Source organism: Sphingopyxis sp. GW821-FHT02C12 (assembly GCF_059421785.1).
Genome location: NZ_JBWKVQ010000001.1, coordinates 2,471,758 through 2,483,911, shown reverse-complemented (window position 1 = coordinate 2,483,911; position 12,154 = coordinate 2,471,758). Strand labels below are relative to the sequence as shown.

Annotated in this window: 10 protein-coding genes; 8 read left to right on the top strand and 2 right to left on the bottom strand. The window is 63.9% G+C overall.

The features are described from left to right. The first annotated feature begins 35 nt into the window (after window positions 1–35). The 6 genes from rpsF to AC07U1_RS11865 all read left to right on the top strand — a co-directional run bounded on the left by rpsF (window position 36) and on the right by AC07U1_RS11865 (window position 4,026). Complete coding sequence (rpsF, locus tag AC07U1_RS11890; RefSeq protein WP_056346855.1) at window positions 36–404, top strand: 30S ribosomal protein S6; 369 nt, start codon at window positions 36–38, stop codon at window positions 402–404. Between the two features lie 11 nt (window positions 405–415). Then, window positions 416–640, top strand: coding sequence for a 30S ribosomal protein S18 (rpsR, locus tag AC07U1_RS11885; RefSeq protein ID WP_056346852.1), 225 nt, complete (start codon window positions 416–418; stop codon window positions 638–640). Between the two features lie 14 nt (window positions 641–654). Further along, window positions 655–1,278, top strand: a complete 624-nt coding sequence (rplI, locus tag AC07U1_RS11880) for a 50S ribosomal protein L9 (RefSeq protein ID WP_056346850.1) — start codon at window positions 655–657, stop codon at window positions 1,276–1,278. Between the two features lie 296 nt (window positions 1,279–1,574). After that, window positions 1,575–2,612, top strand: coding sequence for a hypothetical protein (locus AC07U1_RS11875; RefSeq protein ID WP_492739092.1), 1,038 nt, complete (start codon window positions 1,575–1,577; stop codon window positions 2,610–2,612). Between the two features lie 8 nt (window positions 2,613–2,620). Continuing rightward, complete coding sequence (locus AC07U1_RS11870) at window positions 2,621–3,277, top strand: Fe2+-dependent dioxygenase (protein ID WP_187140328.1); 657 nt, start codon at window positions 2,621–2,623, stop codon at window positions 3,275–3,277. A gap of 5 nt (window positions 3,278–3,282) precedes the next feature. Beyond that, complete coding sequence (locus tag AC07U1_RS11865) at window positions 3,283–4,026, top strand: class I SAM-dependent methyltransferase (protein WP_495176372.1); 744 nt, start codon at window positions 3,283–3,285, stop codon at window positions 4,024–4,026. Here the strand turns inward: AC07U1_RS11865 and folE are convergent. Next, window positions 4,007–4,603 (bottom strand): GTP cyclohydrolase I FolE, encoded by a 597-nt coding sequence (gene folE / locus AC07U1_RS11860; RefSeq protein ID WP_495176373.1) that lies wholly within the window; start codon window positions 4,601–4,603, stop codon window positions 4,007–4,009. The genes AC07U1_RS11865 and folE overlap by 20 nt on opposite strands. Window positions 4,604–5,040: 437 nt before the next feature. On the opposite strand from folE, the gene AC07U1_RS11855 reads away from it, so the two are divergent. Continuing rightward, window positions 5,041–8,046 (top strand): TonB-dependent receptor, encoded by a 3,006-nt coding sequence (locus AC07U1_RS11855; RefSeq protein WP_495176374.1) that lies wholly within the window; start codon window positions 5,041–5,043, stop codon window positions 8,044–8,046. Window positions 8,047–8,172: 126 nt separating this feature from the next. Here AC07U1_RS11855 and AC07U1_RS11850 read toward each other — a convergent pair whose 3' ends face one another. Beyond that, a complete protein-coding gene (locus AC07U1_RS11850) occupies window positions 8,173–10,737 on the bottom strand; it encodes a TonB-dependent receptor (RefSeq protein ID WP_495176375.1) in 2,565 nt (854 codons plus the stop codon). 286 nt (window positions 10,738–11,023) lie between these two features. Between AC07U1_RS11850 and AC07U1_RS11845 the strand changes: the two genes are divergently transcribed. Further along, window positions 11,024–12,151: an EF-hand domain-containing protein gene (locus AC07U1_RS11845; protein WP_495176376.1), complete on the top strand. Its 1,128-nt coding sequence runs from the start codon at window positions 11,024–11,026 to the stop codon at window positions 12,149–12,151. The last annotated feature ends 3 nt before the right edge of the window (window positions 12,152–12,154 follow it).

Genomic DNA, 12,154 nt, shown 5'->3' with positions numbered 1-12,154 from the left:
GAACCAGCGATCGGCCAAATCGAAGGAAGCGCACCATGCCGTTCTACGAGCATGTTTTTATCGCGCGTCAGGACCTGAGCCAGGCTCAGGTCGACGCGCTGGCGGAAACCGTCACCAACGTCATCGGCGAATATAAGGGCGAGGTCCACAAGACCGAAACCTGGGGCCTGAAGCAGCTCGCCTACAAGATCCAGAAGAACCGCAAGGGTCATTATGTGATGTTGTCGGCCGAAGTGTCGGGCGAAGCCGTTGCCGAGATCGAGCGTCAGGCTGCGATCAACGAAGATATCATTCGCTGGATGACCATCAAGGTCGACGAACTCGAAAAGGGTCCCTCGGTCATGATGCGCAAGCAGGAACGTCGGGGCGGCCGTGGCGGCCGTGACCGCGACGGCGAAGAATAAGGAACAAAGACATGGCACGACCCTTTTTCCGCCGCCGCAAGACCTGCCCCTTCACCGCGAAGGACGCACCGGTCATCGATTACAAGGACGTCCGCCTGCTCCAGGGTTACCTGTCGGAGCGTGGCAAGATCGTCCCGTCGCGCATCACCGCGGTGTCCACCAAGAAGCAGCGTGAGCTGGCGAAGGCGATCAAGCGCTCGCGCCACATCGGCCTGCTCCCCTATATCGTTAAGTAAGGAGGGCTGGTCCGATGGAAATCATCCTGCTCGAACGTATCGAAAAGCTTGGCGGTATCGGCGATGTCGTCACCGTCAAGAACGGCTTTGCCCGCAATTACCTGTTGCCCAACAACAAGGCGCTGCGCGCGAACGACACCAACCGCAAGCTGTTCGAAGCCAACCGCGGCAAGATCGAGGCTGACAACGCCGAACGTCGTGGCGAGGCCGAAGGCCGCGCCAAGGATTTCGACGGCAAGCAGATCGTCCTGATCCGCCAGGCGTCGAACACCGGCCAGCTCTATGGTTCGGTTTCGGTGCGCGACATCGTCGATGCGCTGGCCGAAGACGGCATCACCGGCATCGGCAAGTCGATGGTCGAACTCGAACGCCCGATCAAGGCGCTCGGCCTGGTCGACGTCAAGGTCAAGCTGCACCCCGAGGTCGTCGTGACCGTCGGCGTCAACGTCGCGCGCTCGCCCGACGAAGCCGAAATGCAGAAGCAGGGCATCGACGTCATCGCCGCGATGTTCGAGGAAGAACAGGCCGAGGCTGCTGCCACGGCGCTGGAACCCGACAGCGAAGACGAGTTCGAAGAAGGCACGCCGCCTTCGGAAACCGCCGTCGAAGCGGTTGCGGACGACGCCGAAGAAGCCTGAGCTTTTTCAGCCAAAGCCATTTGAGAGGGCCGCGTTTCCGAAAGGGAACGCGGCCCTTTCTGTTTGGGGGTGATGGGTTGCGGGCGAACGCCGCGTTTGCGTAATCCGCATCGTCACCCCGGGCTTGACCCGGGACCCGCCTCCCTTCTTTCGCCGTCGGACCAAAGGCAAGGCAGGCCCCGGGTCAAGCCCGGGGTGACGATGAAATAGGTGCCCGCTCCCCACCCCAAAGCCGACGCACCCACCCGCCGATCCCCGCTGGCCAATCCCCCTCGCCTTTCCTATGGCCGCAACTGATGGCCGACGATCCCTTCCAGCGCCGCTTCGCCGGTGACGCGAGCCTGTTACCGCATATGGCGGACCTCGCGAACGACCGCGTCCTGATCGCGCTGCTGACCGAGGCCGATTATCGCGCCACGAGCTTCCTCGACCAGCGGCTGCTCACCGACCGGATCGGGCGCGAGTGGATGGCGTGGGATGCGCTGCCCGACCTTGGCCCGGCGGCACCGCGCCCGCACCATATCTTCCACATCGGCCATGTCGGCTCGACCCTGGTCTCGCGGCTGCTCGCCGAGACGGGCGACGTCCTGCCGCTGCGTGAGCCGATGCTGCTGCGCACGCTGGCGCAGGTCGCCGAGCGCATCGATCGGCCGGAGTCGGTCTGGTCGCCCGATCTGTATCGCCAGCGGCTGGCGCAGGTGTCGGGCTGGCTCGGCCGCGGTTTCGCCGCCGGACAGGTCGCGATGGTCAAGGCGTCGAGCGTCATCACCGCGATCGCCGACGACCTGACCGGCGCCGAGGGCCGCGCGCTGTTTCTCTACGCCCCGCTCGCGCGCTACATCGAAACCATTCTGGCGGGCGAGGCGTCGCTTGCCGAAACACTGGCGCAGGCGCCCGCCCGCATGGCGCGCCTCGCGGTGTTGTTTCCCGACTTTCCGCACCGGCTCTGGCAATTGCCCCCGGTCACCCGCGTCGCGATGAGCTGGCTTTGTGAAATGGCGACCGCAGCCCGCACCCTGCCCGCCGCCGATCCACGCCACCTGTGGGTCGATTTCGAGGCGATGCTCGCCGACCCCGCGACCAGCCTGACCGCACAGGCACGGCATTTCGGCCTCGCGCTCGACGCGGCGCGGATCGAGGCCGCGCTCGCGGGGCCGATCATGCGCCAATATTCGAAGGCGCCCGAGCATGGCTACAGCCCCGACCTGCGGCGGCAATTGCAGGCGCAGGCCGCCGCCGAGCACGCTCCGGCGATCGCCGAGGCCATCGCCTGGGTTGAAGCGCTCGCCGCACGCGATAAGACAGTCGGCGACCTGCCGATCCACGGCCGATAGGAACGACGATGTTCAAGCTTGTCCAGTTGCTCGACGATGCGGAAGTGCGCGCGCTGCGCGACATCGCCGCGGCCGGCCAGTTCGTCGACGGCAAGATCAGCAACCCGCATTCGACGATCAAGAACAACCTCCAGCTCCACGATGCGCAGGCCTATGAACGCTCGTCGAAGATCCTGCTCGACGCGATGGTGCGCAATCCCGATTTCATGGAGTTCAGCTTTCCCGCGCGGATCGCGCCACCGCTGCTGACGCGCTACAAGCCGGGCATGCATTACGGGCTGCACCCCGATGCCGCCTATATCCCGCTGCCCGATGGCCAGCTGCGCACCGACGTCAGCTGCACGGTGTTCCTGGGCGATCCCGCCGATTATGACGGCGGCGCGCTGCACGTGCAGCTCGGCAACGCCGACCTGCGCTTCAAGGAAGCTCCGGGCGTCGCGATCGTCTATCCCTCGCACACGCTGCACGAGGTCGAGCCGGTGACCCGCGGCGAACGGCTGGTCGCGATCACCTTCATCCAGAGCCTGATCCCCGACGTCGCGCACCGCAATCTGATGTACGAACTCAACGAGGTCGCGGCGCTCGAGGGCGGCAAGATGGATCCCGAAAATTATACGCGGCTGCAGGCGGTGCAATATCAGCTGCTGCGGATGTGGCGGCGCTAGGGCCGGTGAGTGGCCACGAAGAAACCCGCTACGAAGCCCGCCTCAACCACAGCGCGGTCACCCGCTTTCTCCATTCGGTCCGCTACAAGAACCTGCTCGGCGTCGTCGCAGCGCTATCGGGTTTCCGCGGCGGCAAGCCGATCCGAATCCTCGACATCGGCTGCGGCAGCGCGCGCGCCTTCGGCCTGCTCAATCCCCGGTTCGCCATCGACTATGTCGGTGTCGAAATGCGTCAGAAGCTATGCGCAGTCGCCCGCGACCGTTTCGGCGACCGCCCCAATTTTCGGGCCGTGCGGAACATCATCGGCAACCGGCTCGACCTGATCGACCAGGTCGACCTGGTCATCGCGCTCGAAACCCTCGAACATATTCCCGCAGACCAGGTCGCGGTGCTGGTCGAGCATATCGGTCGCGCCGAGATCGACGGATTCTATTGCACCGTACCGAACGAGATCGGTCCCGCCATCGCAGTCAAGAACCTGGGGTCGGCGATGATCGGATATCGGCGGCACCGCGAATATAGCTGGCAGGACACCTTCCACTCGGCGACCTACCGCCTCGACAAGGTCGCGCCGCACCGGACCGGACACAAGGGCTTCGACTGGCGCGCGCTGCAACGGGTGATCGCGGCGCATCTCGACATCCAGGCGGTGCACCGTTCGCCCTATGGCTGGGTGCCGCGCGCGGTGTCGCCCAGCATCGGTTTTTATTGCACCCCGCGGCCGCGGCTCAATAGCCCATCAGGCTGAGCACTTCCTTGCGGCTGCGCTCGTCCTCGAGGAAGCAGCCGAGCAGCCGGCTGGTCACCATGCCGACGCCCGGGGTGCGCACGCCGCGTCCGGTCATGCAGCCATGCTGGGCGTCGATGACGACCGCGACGCCATGCGGCTGGAGATTGTCCCAGATGCATTTCGCGACCTCGGCGGTCAGGCGCTCCTGCACCTGCAGCCGCCGCGCAAAGCCATTGAGCACGCGCGCGAGTTTCGAGATTCCGACGACGCGGTCCTTGGGCAGATAGGCAATCGACGCCTTGCCGGTGATCGGCGCCATATGATGTTCGCAGTGCGACTGGAACGGGATGTCGCGCAGCAGGACGATCTCGTCGTACCCGCCGACCTCTTCGAAGGTGCGCGACAGGTGGATCGCCGGGTCCTCGGCATAGCCCTGGCAATATTCGAGCCAGGCGCGCGCGACCCGTTTCGGCGTGTCGAGCAGGCCCTCGCGCGACACGTCGTCGCCGGCCCATGTGATCAGTGTGCGGACCGCATCAAGGACCGCGTCGGGCACCACCGGCCTGCCGTCCGGTCCCACTTCCACCTTCGTCATCCGCCCGCCTTCACTGTTGCTATCATGTCGCACATTTCGGGACGAAAGCGCCGCGAAGCAAGCCCCGCGCGACAATAATTTGCTCCAGCGGGCAAAGCTTACGTTGCGGAATCGGAGCTTTTTTCTCGTCTCACGTAATAATATTCCAGCAGGTGAATCTGGTTCAACAAGTCACTTGACGCTTTCGTCAACTGGGCGCAGTTTTATGAGGTTACAGAGCCTGCTCAAGCAGGCCGTGATCGGAGAGCCGGCGTTATTCCCCGAGCGCCGGGGGGAGAGGACGATGCCCAGCACGGCTGGCTACAATATATCGCGCACGCGCTCGCGCTGGACCGATGAGGTTCAGCGCTCGTAGTCACACGTCTGGACACATCCCCTCCCAATTGAGTGATGCAATTGGGCGATCCGCGACGCGGATCGAAAAAGGGAGGCTATATATGAAGTTCAAGGCACTGATCGGCACCTCGATCCTTGCGATGTCGGTGGCGAGCCCGGCGTTCGCGCAGAACGCGGCGGACGAGACCGAACGCGACGCATTCGGCGGCGAAATCGTCGTGACCGCGCAGCGCCAGTCCGAACGCCTGCAGGATGTTCCCATCGCGGTCAGCGCCTTTTCGACCGAAGCGCTCGAGGCGCAGCAGATCAAGACGCCATCGGATCTTCAGCTGACGCTGCCCAACGTCACCTTCACCAAGACCAACTTCACCGGCGCGAGTTTTACCATCCGCGGCATCGGCGACCTTTGCGTCGGCACGACCTGCGACAGCGCGACCGCGATCCACCTGAACGGCGACCCGCTCTTCTCGACCCGCCTGTTCGAAACCGAATTCTTCGACCTCGAGCGCATCGAAGTGCTGCGCGGGCCGCAGGGCACGCTGTTCGGCCGCAACGCGACCTCGGGCGTGGTCAACGTCATCACCGCCAAGCCCAAGCTCGGCGCGTTCGAAGCCGCCGCCGAAGCCGAGTACGGCAATTATGATTCGATGAAGGGCAAGGCGATGGTGAATATTCCCATCGGCGACACCCTGGCACTGCGCGTCGCGGGCATCTACCTCAACCGCGACGGCTATACCAAGAACACCTTCCTCAATACCCGCATCGACGACCGCGACCTGTATTCGGTGCGCGGTTCGATCCGCTGGGAGCCGACCCCGGACACCACGGTCGATTTCCTCGCCTCCTATTTCCACGAACGCGACAAGCGCACCCGCATCCAGAAACAACAGTGCCAGCGCGACCCGACCGGCATCCTCGGCTGTCTGAACACCCGCCGCGACAATTCGCCGTTCAACGGCAATGCGACCTTTACCGCCGCGCTGACGTCGAAGGAATTCCTCGCGACCCAGGGTATCCCGACGGCGTTCGCACTCGGCAGCCTCTATGGTCCCGACGTCTATGCCAACACGACGATCCCCGCCGATTCGCGTACCGTGAACACCGCCTTCACCCCGCAATATTTCACCAGCGAACTGACGCTGCAGGGCGAGATCGAGCATAATTTCGGGCCGGTCTCGCTGCAGGTTTCGGGCCAGTACCAAAAGGTCAAGCTCGACTCGATGCAGGACTATAACAGCAACGTCGGCAATCGGGCCCTGTATGCGGGCGGCCTGAACACGCTGGCCTTCTTTGCCGCCAATGGCATCCCGACCGGTCTTCCGGCGCCCTTTCCCGCCTTTGTTCCCGGTTCGGCCGCCTATTTCGCGCCGGTCGCCGCCGCGATCATTCCGCAGGGCCCGAACGGCCCGCTCTGCACCTCGCTGCCCGAGGAAACCGGCTTCGGCTCGTTCGGCGGCAACAAGATCTGCGACGCGACGTCGCTGCAGTTCGACCGGTCGAACCAGTATAACAGCAGCTGGTCGACGGAAGCCATTCTCAGCAGCGATCTCGACGGGCCGTTCAACTTCCTCGTCGGCGGCATCTATGCCGATTATCACCTGACCGAGAACAGCTATTATGTGAACGCCTTCCCGATCGACTATCTGACCGGCGTTCTCGGCGCGTTCAACTCGTTCGCCAACGGCCTGCCGCCGTCGTTCCTCGCGACGCCTTTCTTCCGCAACAACACCGACGATCTGAAGATCAAATCCTATGGCATCTTCGGCGAGGCCTATTTCGAGTTCAACGACCGGCTGAAGCTGACCGCCGGCCTGCGCTACAACAACGACAAGAAGAGCGTGCTCGCGCGGTCGACCCTCGCCAGCTTCCTGACGCCCTTCGGCCAGACCGGCGACGTGTTCGGTTCGCCCTTCGTCGGCTCGTTCGACGCCGATCCGGGCACGCCGGGCAACCAGCTCATCCAGGCGCGCAGCGTGAAGTTCAACAAGCTGACCGGACGCGCGGTCCTCGACTTCAAGGTCACCGAGGACAACCTGATCTACGCCTCCTATTCGCGGGGCTATAAATCGGGGGGCATCAACCCGCCGCTGCAACCGATCTTCCAGGTGCCCGAGAACTTCAAGCCCGAACAGGTCGATGCGTTCGAAATCGGGTCGAAGAACACGTTCGGCGACGGCGCATTGCAGCTGAACCTCACCGGCTTCTATTACAAGTACAAGGATCTTCAGCTCAGCAAGATCGTCGCCCGCACCGCGGTCAACGACAATATCAATGCCAATATCTGGGGTTTCGAGGCCGAAGCCATCGTCCGCCCCGATCCGAACCTCGTGATCAACCTGGGTTTCAGCTATCTGAACACCAAGGTCGTCGGCGACGAATATAGCAGCAATCCGCGTGACTTCGGTGGCGGCCGCAAGGATGCGGTGATCATCAAGGACATCACCAACGCCGCGAACTGCGCGGTGGCGTCGGCGTCGGGCAACGTGGCCGGGGTCAACGGCTATGTGAACCAGGTCAATGCGCTGATCAACCAGGGCGCCATTCCGGGTCTCAAGGCGGGCGCCGGCTTGCAAGGGACCACACCCTTCCCGTCGGATGGCGGCATCGCATCGACGGGCGCCTACAGCGTTTGCGCCGTGGTCATGGCGCTGGCACCGACGCTTGGCCAGGCCTTTGGCGGGATCGAGACCTCGGCCACGCTCAATGGCGAGCTCTTCCAGTATACGGCGGGTATTCCCGTCAATCTGAAGGGCAATGAACTGCCGCAGGCACCGAATTACAAATTCTCGGCAGGTGTCCAATATACCGTCAACTTCGGCGACGGCATGTCGCTCGTCCCGCGCTTCGACCTCGCCTACACCGGCGACAGCTATGGCAGCATCTTCAACGGCAATGTGAACAAGATCAAAGGCTATGCCCAGGTCAACGCCCAGATGCAGCTGAACGGCACCGACGACAAATGGTATGTGAAGGGGTTCATCCAGAACCTGTTCAACTCGTCGAGTGTCACCGGCCTGTACATCACCGACCAGTCGTCGGGTAACTACACCAACATCTTCACCCTCGAACCGCGCCGCTACGGCATCGCGGCGGGCGTGAAGTTCTAAAGCCCGACGGCGGCAACGCCCAAAAGAAAACCCGGCCTCTCGGCGGAGAGGCCGGGTTTTTCTATGCCCGAAATCCGGGGACCCGACAGCGGGGGGCAGGCGTGCCGCCCCCCGCTATCCCGATCCTCAGAATTTGAAGCGAACGACACCGCCATAGGTGCGCGGCTGGTTCGGGTAGCCCGAAACGCTGCCCGACTGCGCCACCGCGGGGAAGATCGTCGTCAGATAGGTCGCGTTGGTGAGGTTGCGGCCCCACACGCCGACTTCGACGCCATTGGTCAGCGCGACGGTGAACGACGCGTTGAGCTGGTTGACTTCGCGCTTCAGATTCTGCGCGACGCTGGCCGGGAAACCGGTCAGGCCCTCGACGATCTGCACCGGGCTCTCATAATGATAGTCGACGTGCAGGATCGCGCGCGTACCGCCCGCGAATTCATGCGTGTAGGTACCGCCAGCCGACACCGTCAGCGCCGGGATGCCCGCGGGCGTGCTGCCCGAGATATCGCCGAACGCCGAATTGATGAAGCTGTCGTACTTCGGATCGAGATAGGTGAGCGCCATCGTCAGGTTCAGGCCCTCGACCGGGCGGACCGAGCCGTCGAACTCGACGCCGAAAGTCGACTGCTTGCCCGCATTGGCGAGCGCGAAGCCGGTCCCGGTGAAGATGTTCGACTGGAAGCCCTTGATCGACTGCTTGAACACCGCGAGGTTCAGCGACGCGACCGACCAGTTGGCCTTGAGGCCCGCTTCATAAACGGTCGATTCTTCCGGCGCCGCGAAACGCGAACCCGAGGTGAGGTTCACCGTGCCCAGACCGCCGCTGATGATCGCCGGCAGGTCGCTGCGGAGCGGGCGGCTGTCGCGCGACAGGTTGACCGAGCTCGCCTTGAAGCCCGTCGCATAGGTCGCATAGAGGTTGACCGTGTCGGTCAGCTCATACGACGCGCGGACGCTGTAGGCGAGATCGCTGTCGTTGGTCTTGCCGGGCTCGACCGCATTGGGCAGGTTCAGGAACGGCGGCAGGAACTGGAACTGACAGAGGCCCAAACGCGAACCATCCGCCTGACGAGGACAGAGCGGATTTGCGCCAACAATCGTGGGATTGGCCGCAAGGAATGCGGCGGTCGCCGGATCGACGCCCGCACCCACCAACAGAGCCTGACGGAACGGCGCATAGGCCGCCGCGTCGAGGTTGATGCCCGAGAAGACGTCGCTGCTGACGACGTCGGTCGCGAAGCGCTTCTTGTCCTTGGTGTAGTTGGCGCCGACGGTGAGGGTCAGGCGATCGGTGACGTCGAAATCGACGGTGCCGAAGATCGACATGGCTTCATTCTTCAGGCGATAGGCTTCGTCGAGCCCGGTGCCGGTCTTGAAGAAGGTCCCTGCATATTTTGCCGGATTGCCTTCGAGCGCGCCGAGCGTGCCTTCGAGCAGTCCAACGTTGAGCGCGTTGCCGCTCGCCGCGCGGATCAGCGCATCGCCATAGGGACGGAACTGGGTGCCGAACTTGATCGCGCTCTGCTGGTCGATCTTCTCGTTGAAATAATAGCCGCCGAGCAGGAAGTTGAGCGGGCCGTCGAAATCGGACGTCACGCGGAATTCCTGCGTGAAGGTGTCGATGTCGACATAATCGCTCTTCTCACCGATCAGGTCGGCGCCGGTGAAGTCCGAATCCTGGTTGGTGTCGGCGCGAACCTGGCGATAGGCGGTGATCGAGGTCAGCGCGAGATTGCCGAGGTCGTAATCGATCTGCGCCGAACCGCCGTAGTTCTTGATTTTGTTCGACGACAGGAAGTTGTTGTACACATTGTACGAGAAGGGATTGTTCGCATCGACGCTGGGGCCGCCCGCCAGCGCGTTGGTGATCGCGACGGTGGGACCGGCGATGACGTTGCCGGCGATGCAGCAATTTTCGTCGATCTTGTCATAGTCGCCGATCAGGCGGATCGACAGCGCATCGGTCGGTTCGAACAGCAACTGGCCGCGCACGCCGTAACGGTTGCGGTCATTGACGTCGGTGCCAAGCTTCAGGTCCTGGGCATAGCCGTCGCGGCGGTTGTAGTTGCCGCCGATCGAGAAGGCGATCGTGTCGCTGATCGGGCCGGTGACATTGCCCTTCACGGTGATCGCGTCGTAATTGCCATAGGTGACTTCGGCGCTGCCGCCGAACTTGAACTGCGGCTTTTGCGTCACGATGCTGATGACGCCCGCCGAGGCGTTCTTGCCGAACAGGGTCGACTGCGGGCCGCGCAGCACTTCGATGCGCTCGACGGCGGGAAGGTCGCCGATCTGCGCGGCCGAGCGCGAGCGGTAGACGCCGTCGATGAAGACGCCGACCGACGGTTCGATCCCGGCATTGTTCGCGCCGTTGCCGAAGCCGCGGATGATGAAGTTGGTGTTCGCGCTCGACTGGAGCTGCGACACGCGCAGGCTCGGCACCGCCGACTGCAGGTCGATGAGGTCGCGGATCTGCGAACGCTCGAGGTCGGCGGCCGAGGTCACCGAAACGGCGACGGGCGTGTCCTGCAGCGTCTGCGAACGCTTGGTCGCGGTGACGATGATCTCGTTGCCATAATCGACGGTTTCGGTCGTCGTGTCGGCGGCCGGGGCGGCGTCCTGGGCAAAGGCGAAGGCAGGGGTGGTTGCGGCGCACAGCATGGTGGCGCCCAACAGGATGTTGCGCAAGGTCATGAGGTCTCTCTCTCCAACCCGCCGGAACGCGGCCCATGGGCCAAAGGAGGGGATGCTCCAGCGGGAACTGGCGGCTCTAGCCGCCCGGTTCGCCGCGTCAACGGGGCGGCGTTATCACATGACTGATTTTCCGGGGTTAAGTGACCAAAAAGCAACAGTTTGCACCGCACCATGACGGGTCAAGTCAGGCCATGGCATCGCCACAATAGGCCATGTCTTAACCTTGCCCCTTTAGGGTGACGCTACTGCGAGCGAGGAGATCATGATGCAAGCTACACATAGGAGCATGCCCCCCGGGATCGCCGCGGCGGCCGCGCTGGCGATCGCGGCATCCGCGGCCGCGCAACCCCCAGCCCCCGACGTTCCGATCGCCCTCGTGAACGGATTCCACAGCGGCGGCCATATCGAAGACTATGTCGCGCGGGTGGTCGGCGAGCTTCGCCAGGCGGATCGGGCCGGCGACGGCCTCGACCAGCGCGACATCGACTTTGCCATGGCGCGGCGCGCAGCGGTCCAGCGCGCCGGGCCGATCCAGCGAATCCTGCCGATGGACCTCGACGGCGACTTCCGGATCACCCGCGACGAAATCGGGACGAGCACGAGCGCCGATTCCGGCACGCCCGACGATCAAACCGCGCGCGATCGCCGCATCGAGCATCATCTCCAGCAATATGACATCGACGGCGATGGCGTCATTACCCTGCCCGAAGCCGCCGCGACCGCGCGCCAGCAGGCATGGGACTATCGGCTCGTCGCGCTGCTCGCGACCGATCCCGACGGCGACGGCCGGCTGACCGCCGCCGAACTGACCGTTTTGGCGGAAAAGGCCTTCCGCGCCGTCGATGCCGATGGCGACGGCACCACGTCGGAGCCGGAACTTGCGGCGATCCGGGGCAGGATACGCGAAAGCCAGATGACCTGGCAGGCCGAAATCTGCCAATTACCAGCCGTGCCCGCCGCTGCGAGGCTGATCGCCTATGGCGGCTATGAGAGCCGGACGATCTCGCCCGTCCAGATCGAGAGCAACGACAAGCGGGAGAAGACGCGGCTGGTCGAGGTGACGATCGAGCCGGGCGGGCAACCGCTCTATCTTGTCCTGACATCCTATGAAACGACGCTCTGGCGCCTCACCGGCGCAACGGACCGGGTGAGCCATGTCGTGGCCTCCTCCTACCGCGCCGGGCGCGGATCCATATCGGCGGCGGGCGTCACCGGGGTGCCGGCGAGGAAGGTCACGATCTCGAAGGCGGGGTGCCCCAATTATTTCAGCTCGACCACCGAGGAAGAGACCGAGCGCGCGCGCGCATCGATCCGCTTTTCGCTGAAGCGCGATCCCGACGCGATGTTCGCCGACTATGCCGCCGACCGGATATCGCTACCCTCGGGCACGATCGCGGCGACGCCGGACGAATGACCG